Source organism: Clostridium sp. chh4-2, from assembly GCF_002899675.1.
Classification (GTDB): domain Bacteria; phylum Bacillota; class Clostridia; order Lachnospirales; family Lachnospiraceae; genus CHH4-2.
This window is the reverse complement of sequence record NZ_PKUU01000004.1, coordinates 107458-128541: the sequence shown is the minus strand read 5'-3', so window position 1 is coordinate 128541 and position 21084 is coordinate 107458. Positions and strand designations below refer to the sequence as shown.

The window sequence follows — 21084 nt, the reverse complement described above, 5'->3', positions numbered from 1 at the left end:
GGATATATGAAAATAAAATGACAGTAAAAGAGGCAGAAAATATATTAGAAGTTGGCAGGTTGGATGATGCAGTTAAGGTTAAAAAAAAGTTCCGTAAACTGATGATACAGTATCACCCGGACGCCGTGGGATCGGATACTCCGGAGTATCGTAAGAAAGCCCAGCAAATCAATGAGGCTTATTCCATACTTCGTGAGAAAAGAGCAGTAAAAGGAGACATTCCGGCAAAAACTGATATATGGAAGGGAAGAATTGTAGAACAGGCTTTTACCGAGAGAAGCATCTACATGATCTTATGGGAAGGGTATAAAACAGAATATTTGCAGGTTACAAAAGGAAAATATACATGGGACCCGGATTTGGAGGAGTTTGACTGTCTCCTGAAAAGTCTGAATGAGGCGGCTCTGGAGTTGTTGGAAATTATAGAATGCCGGAATGGAATCTATAGTGATGAAGAATTTGATATCAAAACGGAGCGATTCCCATATCAGGTACGCCTATTTCATCTTTTGGCAGGACAATATATATCACCGTCATACTGCCTGAAAAAACTGGCGGTACCTGTAAAAAACGATGAGAACAAAAGAAACTCATATAAAGTGCGTGCCTTTCTCGGGGAAAAAGGGAGGAGCCGGGCCTTCCGAACCATGTCAGGATTAACAGCTGGCGATCCGCTATATATTGATACATTGGAAAACAACAGGATCATGGTATCAGATGGGAAGGGTGTTCCTTTAGGATACCTTTCTCTGGCAGAAAATCAGATGTATTATGTGGTGATTCCCATTCTCCGGAAACATCTGGCACAGGCTAAACTTTCAGTAAGCGACGTAGAGGTGAGAAAAAGCTCCCGCCCCTATAGGGTTCGTGTGAATATAGATATATATTTACAAGTGGAGAATATGGAAGAACAGGAGAATGTCTCTGAATACAATACTGAAATAAATACAATTTTGGATAAATATGATATTTATCTGAAAGAGATTGGCCGGACGAATTGAAAGCGGATTATAAAAGATCAGCAATGGTACTGATAGATGCCAGGCCTTTTGAAAGTGTGCTCTTAGTGATAAGAAGAATAATGAATCGAGGAGGATTTTTGCCATGGAAATCTGGGATGGATATTATAGGGACGAAACAATCGCCTCCATTGACTTAACCCGAGGAAATCCAATCCCCACCGGACTATACCACCTGGTATGTGAAGTTCTTGTCCGTCATGCAGATGGTGATTATTTATTAATGCAAAGAGATCGGGCCAAACATACCTTTCCCGGCTATTATGAAGCAACAGCAGGCGGTTCAGCACTAAAAGGCGAAGACAAATTAATTTGTATTAAAAGAGAATTGCGGGAAGAAACAGGTATTATTTCAGATAACTTTAAAGAAATAGGCCATCTCATATTAGATGATCATAACTGTATTATTTACACTTTTTTATGTATAACAGATTGCAGCAAAGAATCCATCGCGCTTCAACAGGGAGAAACCATGTCCTATAAATGGGTAAATGAATACGAATTTATCCGCTTTATCAATTCAGGAGAAATGATTATTCCTCAGAGAGAACGGTACCTCAATTATTTTACAGAAAAAGGATATATTCCCCAAAGCGTAAAAGCATTTCTAAGTAGCAAAGCTAATTGATCGAATATCCACAAACTTACAAAAAGCGATCCCTGAATTGCTCCAGTAAGTCCACTGAAAGGGGGAGCTGCATGAATTATAATAAAGCATATATTGCCAGATTGGGAGTTTCTGCCGTAAGCAGTATCGTACAGGAAGAATTAAAGTGGATATTCCGCGAACAGCCCAAAGATGATTTTGGAATAGATGCCTACATAGAAATTTGTGACAATGGAATGCCCACAGGAAGATTAATTGCTGTACAGATAAAATCTGGGAATAGTTATTTTGCCAGAAAAACGACAGAAGGATATATATTTAAGGGAAATAACAGACATTTGGATTATTGGCTGTCATATTCTCTTCCAGTGATCCTTGTACTTTACAATCACATGGACAAGAAAGCGATATGGACGCCCATCACACAAGAATTGGTAAAGCAAAATGATAAAAGCTGGAATATAACAATACCGGAAGAATCATATTTTAACTTGAGTTCTATGGATAGAATTAAAAATATGGTTACACCTATTATAAGTAAAACTTTGTCTAAAGATGAGCTTTTATGTCAATTTGATAATAACAATTCTTCTGAATTAAAAATGGAAGGATTTTTAGATACCTTAAATGAGATTGAAAAATGTGTTGATATAATTAACCCAATCATAGATTCAACATTTGCCAGATTATTGAAAACTTTGTCTTATAGAATAAAAGTCCGTCTGCTGACAAATACAAAATATTGTGAAAAAATCTTATGGATGAGAAATGCTCCTGGCATAGAAGTCCATTGTATGCCGCAAAATCATTCCATGCTCCATTCGAAGTTCATGATTATTGATGGAGAAGCGGTACTGTATGGTTCGGCTAATCTGTCAGAACATTCCTGGAACAGTAGCTATGAAGTCGTTTTGGCGAGTAAGGAAACCAATATTGTTGATAGCTACCGGTCTGAATTTTGTCAGTTGTGGAAGGAATCTATACCAGTTTAAAGACGAAAAGTTACATAAAATCGCTGCAAAAAACATTTCAAGAGGGGAATATAAGGAGAGAAAATGGAAGAATATTTTTTTGGTGATGTAAGTCTCGGAGCACAGCAATTATCCGATATTTTAGAAGGAGAGTTTGCAGAATCATTTTTTATAAAGGGAGAGCTGGATTACTGTCTTGGAACGTGCCTTAAAAGGTGTCCGGAATCTATTCTGGATTTAATAACAAAGGAATATAAGCTGGAAGCAGGGAGAGGAAAAGGAAGAAAAAGATATTTAAAACAGCTGGAACGAAAGATCATAGAGGAGATGCCGGCACAGCTCGAAACAGTATCGGCACAGGAGTTTGAATTGCTAATAAAACTGGCGATGGAAAAAGGGGATGTAGAGGAGGCGGTAGAGGGCTTCAGTCTTCAGAGAAAAGGCTGGGTGTTTTATTATGAGAAGCAAAGTGCAATTCCTATAGTTCCATATGAAATTTTGAACAGGTTAAAGGGGCTTGCAAAAGATCCAGGATTTGTCGCACGTATGGCTTACTATGAGATGCTTCGAAGCTATATCAGTGCATTTCTGAATCTGTATGGAGTTTTTGAAAAGAAATGGCTGTCTGATATAATCCGGAAGCATGATATTCCAGAGGAGAGCACAAATGGGGCATCAGAAGATACATCAGAAGAAAAAAAGCCTGGGACGTTAGATAGAACGGAAATATCAAACGAAATGCTGGAAGAAGCGGTTATCAGGCTGAAAGAAGAATCAGAGGATTTTGGGATGGAGGAGGAATATATATTCAATTCCGATTTGGGAGATGATGAGGATTATAAAGAACGTTTTAATGCGGTAAAGGACATTCCATATTATGAGCCTTCTATGGAGGACATTATGCTTTACCGTGATAATTGCATTAACAAGAATTTAAAAGAGTACCAAATATTAAAACGGTATCTGAGTAAAAAAGTGGATGACAATGTGAAACTGGAGAGGCTCCTGGACGAACTTTCTATAGAAGTTGTGGAAGAATTGGGAGGAATATTTGCAATTTCAGAGATCATTGAAAGATATGAGGGTGTGTTTTCTTCTGTCGGGGAATTAAAAGAATTTGAACAGCTTTTCAGGAACTGGGAAGACCATGTGCGGAAATGGAACAACCACGGGTTTACCAATGCAGAAATGAAGGAACGTGGGAAGAACGGCTCCTGTGTAAAGATTGACTGGGATCTTGCAAAAATAAAGTTCAAAGACAACACCCCTGATCCTGAGGCCCCTTGTCCATGCGGCAGCGGGAAGAAATATAGACAGTGCTGTAAAAGATTGAAGCTTTGATAAAGTACTGATTGAAGCACCCTATTCATATTCATATAGTAAAAACAGAGAAGTATGGTAAAATAGGAATGATACGACTATGATTTGAAAAGGATAAAGACATGGAAAATAATGTAAGCTCCAAATATAGAAAATTTCATTTAATCTTCAGATTCCTCAAAGGCTCCAAAATCTATTTTGCAGCGGCCGTGGCCGCTTCACTGATATCAACCATATTAAATGCCCTGACCCCACAGATATTCCGGTTCAGCATCGATAAAGTTCTGAGCGGAAATGGTGGATCAGGAGGCAGTTATCTGACCAACCACCTCTGGACTTTAGCCTTGATGATCGTTGCGGTTGCGGTAGCCTCAGGAATTTTCACCTATATCAGCCGGACCAACACGGCGAAAGCTGGGGAGAATTTTGCTAAAAATTTAAGAGATACGCTGTTTATCCACGTACAGAAGCTGCCGATGAAGTGGCATGACAGGAATCAGACCGGAGATATTATCCAAAGATGTACCTCTGATGTGGAGGTAATACGGGGATTTGTGGTGACACAGCTTTTAGAGGTGTTCCGGACCGCATTTTTAGTGATCACTTCTTTTGTCATGATGTTTTCCATGAACGTGAAGCTTTCCTGCATCGTTCTTCTGTTCGTACCGGTTGTAGCCATATATTCAACCGTCTTTTATAAATTGATTGCAAAGCGGTTTACCACTGTGGACGAAGCGGAGGGAGAGCTTTCTACTGTTGTGCAGGAAAATGCCACGGGAGTTCGTGTAGTGCGGGCATTCGGCCGGGAGCAGTTTGAGATGGAGCGGTTTGATGAGAAGAATGAGGCCTTTGCGAAGCTGTGGATCAGGCTGGGGTCTTTATCAGGTCTGTACTGGGGAATTGGCGACCTGATAACAGGTCTGCAGGTGGTTGCGGTCATCATCTTTGGAGTGATGGAAGCGGTAAACGGTTATATTTCAGTGGGTGAATTTATCGCATTTGCTGCTTATAATTCAACGCTGGTGTGGCCGATCCGCGGACTTGGGCGTATTCTTTCAGATATGAGTAAAGCCGGAGTTTCTTTCGAACGTGTGGATTATATTATTCATTCCCAGGAAGAAGCATATGGGAAATCGGATGAAAAATCCGGGAAGGAAAGTGAAGAACCAGGCGGAAAATATGATATTTCCTTTCAGCATGTTTCCTTTGGGTATGAGGACGGAAAAGAGGTATTGCGGGACATTTCCTTCACGATACCACAAGGCAGGACGTTTGGAATATTGGGCGGAACGGGAAGCGGGAAGTCCACAATCATCCAGCTTCTTTCAAGGCTGTATGAGCTTGGGGAGAATGACGGCAGTATTTGTTTAGGCGGCAGGAAGATCAAAGATATCCCGATTGAGGAGTTGAGACGAGATATAGGAATGGTATTGCAGGAGCCGTTTTTGTATTCCAGGACGATACGGGAAAATATAGCGGCTTCAGTGCCGGAGGCGTCCATGGAGGAGATTCGGTATGCGGCGCAGATTGCGTGTATCGACGATGCCATTATGAGCTTTCCGGATGGATATGAGACGCTTGTGGGCGAACGCGGAGTCACGTTATCTGGAGGGCAGAAGCAGAGGATTGCCATTGCGAGAATGCTGCTTCAGAAAGCGCCGGTTATGGTATTTGACGATTCCTTATCGGCGGTGGATTCCCAGACGGATTATCGGATCCGCTGTGCGCTGAAAGAGCATATGAAAGAAGCAACGGTCATCCTCATATCCCACAGAGTGACCTCTCTTATGGGGGCGGATGAGATTATGGTGCTGAATCAGGGCGGAATTGAAGAATGCGGAATCCACGAGGAGCTGATACAGAAAAATGGAATCTACCGGAAGATTTACGACATACAGATGAGCCGGGATGACAGAGAGAAGATGGAGGGATAAGAAATGGCAGCATATGAAGAAAAAGAATATAATAATCCCTTCAGTTTTAGGATTTGGATGAAATTATCTTCCTTTTTTAAACCATATAAAAAGTTTTTTGCTGTAACATTGGGACTGAATGTCCTGCTCGCAGGAGTGGATATTCTTGTGCCGCTGTTTCAAAGCTATGCCATAGATACATTCATAATACCAAACCGTTTGGATGGGCTTGGGATATTTGCGCTGGTTTATATTTTAGTTATTGCCTCCCAGACGGTTTGCGTCTATCTGTCGGTTCATGCGGCTACAACGATTGAGATGAATGTGGGAAAAGATTTAAAAAGGGCGCAGTTCCAGCATTTGCAGACGTTATCATTTTCTTATTACAATACGACGCCGGTGGGATATATTCATGCCAGGGTGATGAGTGATACGTTAAGGATCGCGGGGATGATCGCGTGGGGGCTGGTGGATATGTTCTGGGCCCTGATCTATGTGGTCTGTGTGTTTGTGATCATGTTTATTCTGAATGCCCGGCTTGCATTAATCATCATCATGATCGTTCCATGTATCGCTTTGCTGACGGTGTATTTCCAGAACCGGATTTTGAAATGGAACCGGAAGGTGAGACGGATCAATTCCCAGATTACAAGCGCGTACAATGAAGGGATTACGGGGGTTAAGACGTCAAAAAGCATGGTCATTGAAACGGACAATGAGGAACGTTTTTTTGAAAAGACATCGGATATGCATCAGGCGGCGATCCATTCGGCTAAGCTGAATGCGGTCTACATTCCGGCCATTTTATTTTTCAGCTCGGTTGCTTCGGCGGTTGTGTTGGCAAAAGGTGGTTATATGGTTCAGGAGAATATCATAAAACTGGGAACCTTGTCTGTATTTATCTCCTATGCGGTGGTTATATTTGAACCAATCCAGCAGCTTGCCAGGCTGCTGGCGGATCTGATCTCCTGTCAGGCTAATATTGAGCGGGTGATGGATCTTTTGGAGCAGAAGCCCAATGTGGTGGACCGGCCCGATGTGCTTAAAAAGTATGGTGACGCTTTTTCGCCCAATAAGGAAAACTGGGAGAAAATACAGGGTGATATTGTGTTTGAAGACGTTTCCTTCATGTATCCGGACGGAAAAGAATATGTGCTGGAGCATTTTAACCTCCATGTGCCAGCCGGAATGAATGTCGCGATTGTAGGCGAGACGGGAGCAGGTAAGTCCACTTTAGTGAACCTGGTGGGACGGTTTTTTGAACCCACAAAGGGAAGAATCCTGATTGACGGCGTGGATTATCGGGAGCGTTCGCAGCTGTGGCTTCACAGTCAGATTGGTTATGTGCTGCAAAACCCTCACCTGTTTTCCGGAACGGTGCGGGAGAATATAAGATATGGCCGCCTGGATGCAACGGATGAAGAGATAGAAGAGGCGGCGAGAAATGTGTCCGCTGATATGGTTGTGGGAAAAATGGAAAAAGGATACGACAGCGACGTGGGAGAAAGCGGAGGACTGCTGTCCACAGGCGAAAAGCAGCTGATCTCATTTGCACGGGCTGTTCTGGCTAATCCGGCTATCTTCGTTCTGGATGAGGCTACTTCCTCAATCGATACGCAGACGGAAAAATTAATTCAGGATGCGACAAACCATCTGCTGAAGGGCCACACGTCCTTTGTGATCGCACACCGTTTATCTACAATACGTCAGGCGGATCTGATATTAGTTGTAAAAGATGGAAAGATCATAGAGCAGGGCAGCCACTTAGAGCTGCTGGATCAAAAGGGGTACTATTATGAGCTGTATTCCAGGCAGTTTGAGGAAGAAGCGGCTATGAAAGTATTTGCGGAAGAGCAGGCGGATCATTAGCAAAAATCTATTATGATAAAATATCCCCAACGATAAATAAATATTGTGAGGTCTAAAAAATGAAATGTCCAAAATGCGGCGAAGAAATGCAAACCGGCTATTTACAGGCAGGAAATCTAATGGCCTTTAATAAGAAAAGGCATAAAGTTTCCCTTCTTTCAAAAGATCCGGAAGATGTAATGATTGTTCAAAAGAGTTTTGCTGCCGCTGATTTTAACGGCTGTCTGTGCAGAACTTGCGGTTTAATCGTATTTGATTATAAAAATCCAATCACCCGCTGGTGAGTTCCCGTTTATTTTTGTGTTTGCATATAACAGCGGCCATGATTCGCGTATCTTCCTGTCATGGCCGCTGAATTCTGTCCCGCCGCCCCAGCGGCTCTTCAATCTTAAAATTCTTCAACCGATCCCTTGCTGTATTAACCATATTTTCATCATGATTTTTTGCGGCGTCAGTTTAGACAGCAGATGAGTAAATTTCACATAGAGTCCATACACCGAAATATCTTTCCCTTTTCTCGCATCATCCATCGCCTTTTTCGCCACCACATCGGGAGTGACAATGCCTGAGAATTTGTTCGTGCCCTTTTTCGCGCCGACGATGCCGCGGTCAAATAGCTCCGTTTTCATCCATCCGGGACAAACGGCTGTTGCGATAATCTGTTTTTCCTGCAATTCAACATTCAGAGCTCTTGTATAATTGCGGACAAATGCTTTCGTAGAGCTGTAGATATTTTGATATGGCAAAGGGAAAAAAGAAGCTTGAGATGCAATATTGATAATATGGCTGCCTTTTTCCATATAGGGAATGCAAATCAGTCCCAATGCCACAACGGCGCTGATGTTTAAATCAATCATATTTAAAGACTCTTCTATGGCAATATCGTCATAGGAGCAGAACTTTGCAAATCCGGCATTGTTGATAAGATATTTGATGACAGCCGTCTCATTTTTCAGCAGCGTTTCTAATTCTTTAAAACAGTTTCTATTGGATAAATCCATGGGGATGATCCTGATTTTATTACCAAATTCATTTGAAAGCTGTTGGAGTTTGTCTCTATTACGGGAGACCGCCCATATTTCCATGATATCATTTTCTTTCACCAATAATTTTACAAATTCTCTGCCCAGCCCTTTGCTGGCTCCGGTAACAATGGCTATTTGTTTTTTTGACATAAATGGTTCCTCCTAACGTTTACATGTTTAATCATTTGAACCTAATCTGCTAAAATATAACGCCCGCTATTCAGGCGTCATATTCTTGTCGTCTTCAATGGATGCCAGCAAATCTTTTAACAATTCTATGGCATTATCCATGCAAAGACTGTAGATCCGTTCTTTCCCATTTTTTGCAACGCGGACAAGTCCGCTGTCCAGAAGCAGTTTCAGGTGATGGGAAACGGCCGGCCTGGATAAGGACAGCTGTTCTGTCAGCTCAGTGACGGTCATATTTTTTCTGTCAAATAACAGCATAAGTATTTGCTGACGGTTATCGTCCTGGAGCATTGTGAAAATGGGGATGCATTCAGACAGGATATGCAAAGTTTTTTTGCTCATAATGCCTCCATATGTTTAAGCGTTTAAACCTATTGTATGATATCGGGATGATATTGTCAAGGGAAGATTGACTCTCCCCACTGCACGTCACTTCTTTCACTAAGCCTTCCTATTTAAAAGCTGCTTCCCAACCATCAACCGCACCGTGCACCCATCACCCGGAGCAGAGTGAATGGTCAGACCGTATTCCTGCCCATAATAGAGCTTCAGGCGCGCGTCCACATTGCGAAGCCCCACATGTCCAAGGAGCCCTGAGCCTTCTGCCGCTGTCTCGTCGGAGGCAAATCCCACGCCGTTGTCGGTTATGATGAAGATCAGCTGGTCATCTTCTTCCTGAGCGGTCACCGTGATGAACCCGGGGCCGTCTAAAGGTTTAATGCCGTGATAAATGCTGTTTTCCACGATGGGCTGGAGAATGATCTTGGGTACGGTGTAGTCCAAAAGTTCCTCCGGGGAGTGGATTTCATAATTGAGCTTGTTTTCATACCGTTCTTTTTGGATATAGAGATACTGCCGCACGTGTTCCAACTCATCCTCCACGGTGACCAGTTCCCGTCCCCCGTTAAGTGACAGGCGGAAGAATGCGGCCAAAGACTTGGTGAGGGCGATGACTTTTGTGCTGTCGTTGAATTCAGCCATCCAGACGATCGTATCCAGGGTATTGTATAAAAAATGAGGGTTGATTTGGCTGACCAAGGCGTTCAGTTCAGTTTGACGAAGGTTTTTTTCCTTATCCTGAATCTCTTCCAGCAGTTCCCGGATGCGGCGGATCATGCGGTTGTAATTGGCGGCCAGCAGCTCCACCTCGTAAAAGCTGCTTTTCCGAACCGAGATTTCCGCCAGCTTTTCGATCTCGCTCATGCCCCGTTCCAGATCGGCCATGGGAGTGGACAAACGGCGGGTAAAAAAGATTCCCAGCAGTAAAACGCCTAAGAAAAGCAGTCCGCCTGTCAGGAGAACCGATTCAAAGAGCTGGCGTTCCAGCATTTTAAGGGTGTCCAGGGATACTACGCCCACCATGGTCCAGCCGGTGTTCTCGATCTGCGTCTGGTAAGTGAGTACATTTTTATCTTTGTCATAGCTGTCGCCGGATGCCAGAATCTCCAATAGCTGAGCCTGTTTCTCTGGACTTGAAAAATAGCTGGTGTCCCTGTGATAGACCGGTTCGCCTTTGTCATTGAGCAGAAAGACATAGCCTTCAGCGCCCAGATCCAGGCTGCGAAGCCGGTCTTCAATGACGCTGTAATCCATATCCATCAGCAGAACTCCCAGATTTTCACCGGATGATCCGGTGATTTCAGTGCTTACGGAGATCACCCAATTGTCTTTGTCGGTAGAAAAACTCTGCATTCTGGCTCCGGTGAGTACGGGCATGGTATTGTGAATGGATTCCATATACCAGTCCTCTTTCATCATGTCTGCGGAGACAGACATGTCAAGTCCATCTTCGTTGGAAAGAATGCGCCCGTCTTTGGAAACCACTACAATGGATTTGAGGGCGGGATCATTTTTCAGAAGTGCATAGATGCGGGACATCAGGCCGGGCTGCAGGCTTTCATCGCCTTCTGACAGATACTGCCGGAGCGTCGGATCGCTTGCAAAAACATTGGACGCTCCTTTGACACGGCCGATATAGGTGCTGATGTTGGTACCGCTCATTTCCAGCAGGTCGTGAGTTTTTGTGACGGTCTCGTCCATTAAAAGATTTGCCGCGTAATAATAAAGGGCTCCGCCGAGAAGAAGAATGACCGCCAGACCTGCGCCAAGGAAAAAGAGGGAGAGCTGCACGCCGAATCGCCTGCTCCAATGATGAAACCTACATTTTTTCTCCATGACCCGCCTCCGTTCTGAACTCTTTCGGAGTCTTTTTATATTTGCGCCGGAAACATACGCTGAAATAATTGGGATCATCGATGCCCACCGTAGCTGCGATCTCGTAATTTTTCATCTGGGTAGTGAGAAGGAGGATTTTAGCCCGTTCCAGCCGGAGTTCCAGCAGATAATCCCTGAAATTCTCACCAAAACAGCGTTTGAAAAGAGTGCTTAAATAGCTGATGCTGTATCCCAGTTCCGAGGCCATGGCGCTGAGTGTAAATGCAGAATCGGAAAGATGTGCTTCCATGGTTTCGGCCATCTGGGTTCTGACGCTTTGATTTCCGTCTGCTCCGACATCTTCGGCCAGTTTGTCCACCGCATGACGGACAGCGGCGAAACTGTCGGCTTCTTTTTTCTTTTCCACAAGGTGAAAGAGGAGTTTTTGTACGTCGTCACGGGAGAGTGGTTTTAGGACATAGTCATCCACTCCGATCTTGATGGCCCGGATGGCATAATCTAAGTAGTCATAGCCGGTCAGTATGGCGATTTTGACGGATGGATCGTTCTCTTTGGCCAGACGGCAGAAATCCAGTCCGTTCATTTTCGGCATATTGATATCGGCCAGAATCAGGTCTATGTGATGATTATTGAGTATTTCCAAGGCGCCTTCGCCGTTCTCCGCTTCAAAAAATTCTCCGATGCCAAGGCCGTCGAAATCGATAAATGTGCGGATACCCCGGCGGATGATGCTCTCATCCTCTACGACTAATAAGTTATACATATGGGCGCCTCCTCGCTGCTACAAATTTTATCTTGTGCTATTGAGATCATTATATAGCACCGGGGCCTGGAAGGCAACATTCCAGGCCCCGGCGTAAACGTTACATGTCAAAGATTTGTTTTAAGAAGCCATACCCTTCGGCTTCCAGATTATCATATGGGATAAAACGGATGGAGGCGCTGTTGATGCAGTAGCGCAGCCCGCCCATCTCTGCGGGGCCGTCGTCGAAAACGTGGCCTAAATGGGTATTGCCCGCGCGGCTGCGGACTTCCGTGCGCACCATGTTAAAGCTGGTATCGGATTTTTCGGTCACCACTTCAGGTATAATCGGCTTAGAAAAACTGGGCCAACCGCAGCCGGACTCGAACTTATCCTCGGAACTGAACAGCGGCTCTCCGGTGACTACGTCCACATAAATCCCTTTTTCAAAGGTGTCGGCGTATTCGTTGGTGTAAGGGCGTTCCGTGTCATTTTTCTGAGTAACCCGGTACTGGATGTCGGTGAGTTTTGTTTTCAGTTCCTCATCGCTGGGAACCAGGTAATTTTCTGGCAGGATCAGGCCGGAAAGGTCATTCATGCCGCTCATCCCTAAATTTTCTTCTGCGATGAATTCGTCGGCATCATTTAAATTAATGTGGCAGTAGCCGCCTGGGTTTTTATCCAGATAATCCTGATGGTAATCTTCGGCCAGATAGAAATTATTCAGAGGCAGGACTTCCGTAACCACGGGTTTTGTATATTTTTCTTTCTGTTTTTCCACCGCGGCCTCAGCGATCGCTTTGTCTTCTTCATCGATGTAGTAAATGCCGGAGCGGTATTGGCTGCCTCTGTCATTGCCCTGTCTGTTTACGCTGGTCGGGTCCACCACTTTGAAAAAGCCTTCCAGCAGCAATTCTGTGGAAATGCTGTCGGGATCATAGACCACCTTTACGGTTTCCGCATGGCCGGTATTGTTGTAGCAGACCTGTTCATAAGTTGGGTTTTCCGTGTCTCCGTTGGCATAGCCCACATCCGTATCATATACGCCGGGCAGTTTTTTCATATAGGCTTCAATGCCCCAAAAGCAGCCGCCTGCAAGGTAGATTGTATGCAGATTTTCTTCGTTCATCATTGTTTTCTCCTCTTTCATTTTTTCCTGTTCCATGGTCATACTGTCTGTGGCCTCTTTTGAAGCCGCGGCACCTATGTTCAGTGCGGCGGCAGAGCATCCGGACAGCAGAGCCATGGCAGCTGCCAGCATTCCTGCCCCGATAGATTTCTTCCAATAGTTTATCATATTGCCAGCTCCTTTCCATCATTTTTTATGTTTATTGAATTAGTTTATGGATTCAAATGCAGTCTTAATTGTGTCGTTATCCGCGTGGCCGGGAACCATTTTAACCAGCACACCGTCAGAACCGATATATTCTGAAGTCGGATAGCCCCGCACTCCGGCCTGTGCCCCATAGGCGCCGTCGGTATCGAACAGGACCGTGATATTTTCCGTATTTTCGACGCCGGAAAACCAGGTTTTAAAGTCTTCCATATTCTTTTCGCCTTTTTGTCCGGGAGCTACAATGGTCAGAATCCGGAAACCGCTGTCGGAGGCGGAAAGGGTGTTGATATCTTCCAAACCGCCAAGGCAGATCGGACACCAGGATGCCCAGTATTTGAGGTAAACTTTTTCGCCGCGGAAATCAGAAAGTTTTACGGTCTTCCCATTTAAATCCATCATTTCAAAGTCGGGCGCAGGTGTTCCCTGATTCATAATATCTGTATTGTCCATCATATCAGACTGGTCTGCTGGCTGCATATCATCCATCATCTCCGTTTCATTCATCATTTTAGCCTCGTCCATCATTTCAGTCTCGTCCATCATTTCAGTCTCGTCCATCATTTCAGTCTCGTCCATCATTTCAGTCTCGTTCATCATTTCAGTCTCGTCCATCATTTCAGTCTCATCCATCATTTTAGTCCCGTCCGCCATCATCGTTTCTTCCGCCTTCATGCCGCCGCCCTGTTCTTTCGTCATCGTTTTATTATTCCTATCATTTCCAGCACCGCATGCGGTTATGCCCAAAAGCAAAATCCCGGCCGCCATTCCAATTAATAAATTTTTTCTCATAATATGTGTTCCTTTCTTAATTATTATCCAAAGATTGTCAAAATACTGCCCAGATTATTTGTCATCAGAAGAACTCCCATCAGGATTATAATAATCCCGCCCGCCGTCTTGATCTTTCCCAGATACCGGTTTATTTTTTTAACCCGTGTCAGCAGTAAATCGGAAAAGAGTGACAGAATCAGAAACGGAATCAGGAAGCCCAATGAGTAAACCGCCATCAGGAATCCGCCGTAAAGCGGCCGGCTGCTTGTGGCCGAAAGTCCCAAGATTGCGCCGAGAACCGGGCCAATGCAGGGAGTCCAGCCAAAACTGAAGGTGAGCCCCAGCAAAAATGAGCCAAAATAGTCGCCTTTAAGGGAACGTTCAAGATCCATTTTTTTCTCATGATACAGCCACTTGATGTGGATCAGCCCCGTCTGGTGCAGCCCCAGCAGAATTACGATGAGGCCCATGGCGGTCAGAAACGATTTGCTGCCGATGACCGAACCAAGAGCTCCCGCGCCAAACCCCAGCAGAACGAAGCATACCGAGATTCCGGCCACGAAGAGAAGGCTTTTGAGAAAGATTTTCAGCCTCCTGTGAGCCATATTCTCACGTTCCAAAATCCCGCCGGAAGAAAATATGGAGATGTATACAGGAAGCAGCGGTACAATACAGGGGGAGAAGAAAGAGAGCAGCCCTGCGGCAAATACCGTGCCCAGATAAAGAAAGTCCAGATTCATGTTGTCACCTCTTTTTCTATTTGATGACTTTATTCTACGGGTTTTCAGGTGGATTTGTAATAGAACTGTTTTGGGTGTTTCTTTGATTTCTTACGGTTTGAATTTTTGCAGAAAGCGTAGTATAATGTGCGGGAAGGGCGAAGGTGAGAAAATGAGCGGAAATAAAATGTTATCACAGAATGTGGCCGACAACATACGTTCCATGATAACGGTTGAAAAGAGATATAGAGCCGGCGACAAACTTCCCAATGAATTGGAACTGGCAGAAGAACTGAATGTAAGCCGTACCACGCTTAGGGAAGCGGTCCGAATTCTGGTCACACTTGATATACTGGAGATACAGCGGGGCAAGGGAACCTATGTAAAAGCCAATGCATTTAAAAAGCAGACGGATATCGAACAGCTGTCTGAGGTCAAGGTAAATGCGAAAGATTTGTACGAAATGCGGCTGATATTCGAACCGGAAGCCGCCTATTATGCTGCGTTAAGAGCAACGGATTCTGAGATCAAGAGAATTATAGAATACGGTAAGAGAGTGGAACAGGAGATTTACAGCCGTAAGGACAGGACGGACGACGAACAGTCCTTTCACAAGGCGATAGCGCAGGCTGCGCACAATGAATTCATGAATAAACTCATGCCGATTTTGTACCAGGCAATTTCAAAAGGAGTTTATTTATCCTTGAAAAGCGAAAAAGCGATAGAAGATACGATCAATGACCATAGAATGATTATGGAGTTTTTAGAGCAGAGAAATGCAGAAGGCGTAAAAAATGCGATGAAAATCCATATCATGCATGCAATGAAAGAATTAGGAATAGATTAAATGACGACGGGTTCCTGCTATTATATCAGGAACCCGTTTTATAAACATAGACATAATACAACGTATTAACATTAGACAACTTAAAACTTATAATTTTATTATCATTAAAATATTCCATGAGGAATTGAAAGAGAGGGTGTTTCTATGAAAAAAATCAATTTAGCTGAATGGGAAAGATCCATGCATTACCAAGTGTTCCGGAATTACATACAGCCGCAGTACTGCGTCACGTTTGAGCTGGACCTGACGCATTTTCTGGCCGAGATCAGAAAGAGAGGCTATTCTTTTACCTATTCTTTTGTATTTGCGGTTTCCAAATGCGCGAATGAGATCGAAGAATTCCGCTGCCGCTTTGTGGACGGAGAACCGGTGGTATTTGATAAAATCAATACCTCATTTACCTATCTGAATAAAGACACGGAATTATTTAAGGTTGTAAATGTAAAAATGCAGGAGACCATGGAGGAATATGTGGATCTGGCCGGCCGCACGGAAAAGGAGCAGAAGGAATATTTTACGGCTCCCCTCGGAAACGATGTGTTCCAATTTTCCGCTTTCCCGTGGGTATCTTACACCCATATTTCCCATACGGATTCCGGCAGCAGGGACAATGCGACGCCGCTGTTTGACTGGGGACGTTATTATGAAAGAGATGGGAGAATCATGCTTCCGTTTTCCGTACAGGTCCATCATTCATTTGTGGATGGAGTCCATATTGGAAAATTGGCCGGCAAACTTCAGAAATTCCTGGATACCTTCGGTACGGCTGCATAACTTTCACTAAGACCACCGGGACTGTGAATAGTAACAACCGTCCAAAACAGTACTTGAATTCTCTATGCGATTGCCTTGTAATCAGGAACCGGTTTTGATATAATTGACATGTCTGCTTTATGGATAAGAATGGAAGAGGACTCTAACCGGCGAGTTAGAGTCTGTCTTTTATATAGATGAAAAGTTTTGTGTCAGAATACCGGCCTTGACATAAATGCAAATGCCGTGTCATTCACAAGAAAAGACAGAAATCCTTATGAATACGGAAATGTGAGGGAATTATGAATAACAATGTAATAACAGGACAAAGGGAAGCTTGTAACAGGCAAACAGCAAGCAATGTATGCCCGGATTTTATGAATATGTTAAAAACCAGTGTAATCTGCTGTTTGCTGGACGAAAGCTTAACCTTTTTATGGGGAAATACCGGTTTTTACAATAACATACATGATTCAGAACAGGATTTTTGCCGTGACTATCACGATTTAAGACAATATTATGCGAAATTTCCCGAAGATTTTCATATGATTATGCAGGCCCTGGCTTCGGCGCAGGAAAAGGGCAGAAGTGATATCGAGTTAACTGTCCGGCTGCCTTTAAAGGACAGCGGCTTTTTATGGGTAAACCTCTGCGGAACAATACAGGAACAGCCGCAGTGGGACAAGCCTGTGCTTCAAATCGAATTTTCAAATGTGAGCTCCCTGATTTCTGAAAAGGAAGAGCAGACCCGTCTCTACCGTCAGAAACTGGGGTATTTCAAATGGATGATGGATACCTATGTGGGTAATGTATACATTTGTGATATGGAGACGCATGATCTGTTATATCTGAACCCGAACGCATGCGAAACCCTGCATGTAACTCAGGAGGGAGTATTGGGGCAAAAATGTTATAAGGTTATCCAGGGAAGAACATCGCCCTGCCCTTTCTGTACCAATGATAAATTGTGTGAAGAATCATTTTATGAATGGGAATTTGATAATCCCGTCCTGCAGCGGACGTTTATGATTAAAAATCGAGTGATCAATTGGGAAGGCCGGAGGGCTCGTATCGAATTGTCCCACGACATGTACAGCGCGGAATTTAAACTGGCGAAAAAGGACCAGGAGAGGGATGCCATCATCCGCACTATTCCGGGCGGATTCGCGAGAGTGGATGCCAAAGACATGACAACGGTCCTTTGGTATGGCGGCGGCTTTTTGGATTTAATCGGATTTACGAAGGAACAGTTTGAAAATGATCTGCGCTGCCAGCGTGCTTATATCCATCCCGATGATATGGCCCGCGCTTTTGAGATTATGGAAACCGCCAAGAAAACCGGCAGGAATACGGCGGTGGAAGGGCGCATCATAACCCATGACGGAACCATGAAGATACTGACCATGACATACAGCTATGTCAGTGCAGAAGAGAGCTGGGATGGAATCGCATCCTTTTACAGCGCCGGAATTGATGTGACAAAAGAGCGTATGGAACAGTCCAGACAGCGTCAGGCCCTTGAGGACGCTTACGAAACGGCCCGGGTGGCCAATGATGCCAAAACCAATTTCCTATCCTCCATGTCACATGATATCAGAACGCCGATGAATGCGATCATGGGAATGTCGATTATCGCGCAGGCCAATTTAAACGCTCCTGATAAGGTGAAGGACTGTTTATCTAAAATCAGCGTTTCCAGCCGTCATCTGCTCAGCCTGATTAATGAAGTCCTGGATATGTCCAAAATCGAAAGCGGGAAAATCGATCTGTCTTCCGAGACAGTTTTCCTGCCGGATCTGGTGGATGAGGTGATGGATATCTGCCGTCCTCTGATAAGCCAGAAGAATCAGGAATTTCAGATCAGCGCCGATTACGTGCACCATGAGAATGTAATTACGGATATGGGGCGCTTGCAGCAGGTTTTGATGAATCTGCTCTCCAATGCGGTCAAGTATACTCCGGAAGGAGGAAAGATCAGCCTGCGGCTTAGAGAGCTGCCGTCCATTAATAAGGATAAAGGGCAGTATGAATTTATTGTGACAGATAACGGAGTCGGCATGACGGAGGAATTCCAGCGCCATATTTTTGAACCGTTTACCCGCGCTGAGGATTCGCGCATCAGCAAGACCCAGGGAACCGGGCTTGGCATGACCATAACAGAGAATATTGTCCGCATGATGAACGGAACGATTCAGGTTAAAAGCCAGCTTGGAAAGGGAAGCCAGTTTATCGTCTCCATTCCTTTAACGATATGCGGAGGGGATGAAGAGAACGATGCATCCTTGTCCGGACTTTCCGTTTTGGTGGTGGACGATGACCGGATTGTGTGCGAAAGCGCCGCCGAACTGCTGCGTGAGCTGGGCATGCGCGGAACCTGGGCGTTGTCAGGCAGAGAAGCGGTTAGACGCGTGGTGGATGCCCATGAGAGAGCGGATGATTTCTTTTCCGTGATCCTGGACTGGAAGATGCCGGAAATGGACGGTCTTGAGACGGTAAAAGCGATCCGGGAAAAGGTGGGTATGACCATGCCGATTATTGTCATTTCCTCCTATGATTATACGGAGATTGAGGAAGAATTCAGAATGGCGGGCGCCGATGTTTTCATTACAAAGCCATTGTTTAAATCGAAAATGGCGCATACCTTCCATCAGTTCAGGATAAGCGTCCAGCCGGAATCCTTTGAGCTGCCCCAGGTACCATATTCTGCGTTGGCAGGCAAACGGATTCTGCTGGTAGAAGATAATGAGCTGAACCGGGAGATCGCGGTTGAACTGCTTCAGATGCAGGGGCTTCTGATCGAAGAGGCGGAAAATGGAAAGTGTGCCGTGGAGATGTTTGAAAGTTCTCCGGTAGGTTATTACAGCTGTATTCTGATGGATGTGCAGATGCCCATTATGGATGGATACCAGGCAACTGAGATGATCCGCGCCCTGGAACGGCGGGATGGACAGACAGTCCCGATCATCGCGCTGACAGCCAATGCCTTTGCGTCGGATCTTGGAAAAGCGCATAGCGCGGGAATGAATGACCACATTGCAAAACCTATTAATATGGATCATCTGATGGAAACCCTGCAGAGATGGATGGGATAAAGTGAATGATACGGATAGAATAAAGCTGCTGCCTGGATATGGGCGGCAGCTTTTTCTGTCATACGAAGAGAGTGCTCTTATGGCAGAAAAAATGTTTCCGGACGGGATTCTTTCTATATTATAGGAAATAATAAGGAAAAAATCATATTAACATTGGAAACGGAGCAGAGTAACGATGGCTGAAGCAGAAGAGAATAAGATATATAAATTCGAAGCGGAGATTAAAAAAGTTCCTGATATAGACGGCGCATACATCATATTTCCCTATGATATCAGGGCAGAATTCGGCAGGGGTAGGGTCAGGGTTTCCGTAACATTTGACGGCGTGGAATATAACGGCAGTATTGTCAATATGGGGATGAAAAATGAGGATGGGAGCATTTGCTATATAATCGGCCTTCGAAAGGACATCCGCGCCCGGATCGGCAAGAAGCCGGGAGACCGGGTGCAGATTACTGTCATAGAAAGAAAAGAAACCGATACCCGCTAATTCTGAAAGTTAAGAAAAAGTTAAACAGATTGGAAAGGAAACTCGCTACCTTTTTTTGACGTCATATGCTATGATTGGCCCTATACTGCTGTTTACAGCAGAAAAATGACGATCCTGGCAGAATAAAACTGTCAGTTACAAATGAAATGTTAAGAAATGGGAAGGTGAGATTATGATTTGCCCCAAATGTGGACAGGAAGCATCCGGAAATTACTGCAATAACTGCGGCTCTCCTCTTTATTCAGAAGACAATTATTATCTGGATGATTCTTTGGACGAAGAGGAAGAAGAATTCGGTCCGTTTTTTGAAGAGATAGATCTGTTTGCAGAGGAAGAAGATTCGGAGCCATTATTCGAAGAACCGGCTCCATTATCATATGAAGAGAAAGAAAGCGATTGGACAGAACTGGATCTTCAATCCTATAAAAAGCCCAAAGAGGAGGTTCAGGCGCCATTCCGCTATAAAGCGCCGGCGGGCCAGAGCAAATCCAAAAAGAAGCCGAAAGAGAAAAAGCCGGCCGTCAAAAAAACGGAAAAGAAGCCGGAAAAGAAAATAGAAAAAAAGGCATCAGAGATAAAACAGGGCAGAGAAAAAAGAAAAGAAGAGCCGGAAATCTATCCAAAACGCAAAAGAGAGCGGGCACTGCCGGAAGACAATCAGCAGGACAGCGGATTTGCGGATAAAGCGGTGAAGGGCATAAAAGGAGTGATCGTGGTATGCTCCCGTTTGATGCAGTGGGTTTCTGCGCTTTTGATGGTATCCATGACAGCCACTATGGCTTTGTCATTCTGGATCAACCGGGAAGGCTTGGGAAGCATTCAGATGATTGTAGAAGAGGAAAACTACGGACTGGCCCTGTATCTGGCGTTCGCAGGCGTTTCCCTGTTTTTCGGATTGATCTGGAGCTTGTGGATTTTGTCACGCAAAGCGGCCGGAGGCGGAGTGCGGCTGAAACGGTATGACACCGGAAGAGGCTTTCTTCCATTTTTAATCTGCGCGGCAGCGGTATTTCTGGCGGAGCCGGCCCGTTCCCTGCTTCCCTCTGTGCTCTACGAATGGAAGGGAATTTTAGACGGAGCACAGGCGGCCTTAGGGGCTGTTACTCTGCATAGAGAACAGCTTCTGATCTGCAGCACTTTGGGCGCGGTTTTGTCTCTGATAAGGAAAATATTGAGCGTATAAATGATTCAGAAGGCGGTAAAAACCGCCTTCTGCTCTTTTAGGAGCTGCCTTTTTAGCGCACTG

19 protein-coding genes are annotated in these 21084 nt (G+C 44.7%); 12 read left to right on the top strand and 7 right to left on the bottom strand.

All coding sequences use genetic code 11. The features are described 5' to 3' along the window. The first annotated feature begins 17 nt into the window (after window positions 1-17). From C0033_RS05530 to C0033_RS05500, 7 genes are all read left to right on the top strand, one after another. A complete protein-coding gene (locus C0033_RS05530) occupies window positions 18-1001 on the top strand; it encodes a J domain-containing protein (protein ID WP_103226881.1) in 984 nt (327 codons plus the stop codon). Window positions 1002-1104: 103 nt separating this feature from the next. Beyond that, window positions 1105-1647: an NUDIX domain-containing protein gene (locus C0033_RS05525; RefSeq protein WP_103226880.1), complete on the top strand. Its 543-nt coding sequence runs from the start codon at window positions 1105-1107 to the stop codon at window positions 1645-1647. A 71-nt stretch (window positions 1648-1718) separates the two neighbouring features. After that, the gene (locus C0033_RS05520; RefSeq protein WP_103226879.1) at window positions 1719-2618 is read left to right on the top strand and encodes a DUF4365 domain-containing protein; all 900 of its coding nucleotides are present in this window, start codon (window positions 1719-1721) and stop codon (window positions 2616-2618) included. A 63-nt stretch (window positions 2619-2681) separates the two neighbouring features. After that, window positions 2682-3938, top strand: coding sequence for an SEC-C metal-binding domain-containing protein (locus C0033_RS05515; RefSeq protein WP_103226878.1), 1257 nt, complete (start codon window positions 2682-2684; stop codon window positions 3936-3938). 101 nt (window positions 3939-4039) lie between these two features. After that, window positions 4040-5851, top strand: coding sequence for an ABC transporter ATP-binding protein (locus C0033_RS05510; RefSeq protein WP_103226877.1), 1812 nt, complete (start codon window positions 4040-4042; stop codon window positions 5849-5851). Window positions 5852-5854: 3 nt separating this feature from the next. Beyond that, a complete protein-coding gene (locus C0033_RS05505; RefSeq protein ID WP_103226876.1) occupies window positions 5855-7699 on the top strand; it encodes an ABC transporter ATP-binding protein in 1845 nt (614 codons plus the stop codon). Between the two features lie 59 nt (window positions 7700-7758). Beyond that, the gene (locus C0033_RS05500; RefSeq protein ID WP_103226875.1) at window positions 7759-7983 is read left to right on the top strand and encodes a PF20097 family protein; all 225 of its coding nucleotides are present in this window, start codon (window positions 7759-7761) and stop codon (window positions 7981-7983) included. Window positions 7984-8097: 114 nt separating this feature from the next. Here the strand turns inward: C0033_RS05500 and C0033_RS05495 are convergent, their stop codons facing one another. The 7 genes from C0033_RS05495 to C0033_RS05465 form a co-directional block, all read right to left on the bottom strand. After that, window positions 8098-8874: an SDR family NAD(P)-dependent oxidoreductase gene (locus tag C0033_RS05495; RefSeq protein WP_103226874.1), complete on the bottom strand. Its 777-nt coding sequence runs from the start codon at window positions 8872-8874 to the stop codon at window positions 8098-8100. A gap of 66 nt (window positions 8875-8940) precedes the next feature. After that, window positions 8941-9255 carry a metalloregulator ArsR/SmtB family transcription factor gene (locus tag C0033_RS05490; RefSeq protein WP_103226873.1) on the bottom strand — a complete coding sequence of 105 codons (315 nt, stop codon included), beginning with the start codon at window positions 9253-9255 and terminating at the stop codon, window positions 8941-8943. Between the two features lie 99 nt (window positions 9256-9354). Then, entirely contained in the window at window positions 9355-11088 is a 1734-nt protein-coding gene (locus C0033_RS05485) for a sensor histidine kinase (protein ID WP_103226872.1), read from the bottom strand. Then, window positions 11072-11851 carry a response regulator gene (locus C0033_RS05480; RefSeq protein WP_103226871.1) on the bottom strand — a complete coding sequence of 260 codons (780 nt, stop codon included), beginning with the start codon at window positions 11849-11851 and terminating at the stop codon, window positions 11072-11074. Before C0033_RS05480 ends, C0033_RS05485 begins: the two co-directional genes overlap by 17 nt. 100 nt (window positions 11852-11951) lie before the next feature. Further along, window positions 11952-13127, bottom strand: coding sequence for a peptide-methionine (R)-S-oxide reductase MsrB (msrB, locus tag C0033_RS05475; protein WP_103226870.1), 1176 nt, complete (start codon window positions 13125-13127; stop codon window positions 11952-11954). Between the two features lie 39 nt (window positions 13128-13166). Beyond that, window positions 13167-13955: a redoxin family protein gene (locus tag C0033_RS05470; protein ID WP_242984426.1), complete on the bottom strand. Its 789-nt coding sequence runs from the start codon at window positions 13953-13955 to the stop codon at window positions 13167-13169. A 23-nt stretch (window positions 13956-13978) separates the two neighbouring features. Continuing rightward, window positions 13979-14677: a cytochrome c biogenesis protein CcdA gene (locus C0033_RS05465; protein ID WP_103226869.1), complete on the bottom strand. Its 699-nt coding sequence runs from the start codon at window positions 14675-14677 to the stop codon at window positions 13979-13981. A gap of 151 nt (window positions 14678-14828) precedes the next feature. On the opposite strand from C0033_RS05465, the gene C0033_RS05460 reads away from it, so the two are divergent. The 5 genes from C0033_RS05460 (at window position 14829) to C0033_RS05440 (ending at window position 21021) form a co-directional block, all read left to right on the top strand. Further along, on the top strand, window positions 14829-15503 hold the full coding sequence (locus tag C0033_RS05460; protein WP_103227040.1) for a FadR/GntR family transcriptional regulator: 675 nt from the start codon (window positions 14829-14831) through the stop codon (window positions 15501-15503). A gap of 144 nt (window positions 15504-15647) precedes the next feature. After that, window positions 15648-16277, top strand: a complete 630-nt coding sequence (locus tag C0033_RS05455) for a CatA-like O-acetyltransferase (protein ID WP_103226868.1) — start codon at window positions 15648-15650, stop codon at window positions 16275-16277. Between the two features lie 356 nt (window positions 16278-16633). Next, window positions 16634-19348 (top strand): PAS domain-containing hybrid sensor histidine kinase/response regulator, encoded by a 2715-nt coding sequence (locus tag C0033_RS05450; protein WP_103227039.1) that lies wholly within the window; start codon window positions 16634-16636, stop codon window positions 19346-19348. Window positions 19349-19523: 175 nt separating this feature from the next. Then, entirely contained in the window at window positions 19524-19838 is a 315-nt protein-coding gene (locus C0033_RS05445; RefSeq protein ID WP_103226867.1) for a DUF1905 domain-containing protein, read from the top strand. 172 nt (window positions 19839-20010) lie between these two features. Next, window positions 20011-21021 carry a zinc ribbon domain-containing protein gene (locus C0033_RS05440; RefSeq protein WP_103226866.1) on the top strand — a complete coding sequence of 337 codons (1011 nt, stop codon included), beginning with the start codon at window positions 20011-20013 and terminating at the stop codon, window positions 21019-21021. Window positions 21022-21084 lie beyond the last annotated feature (63 nt).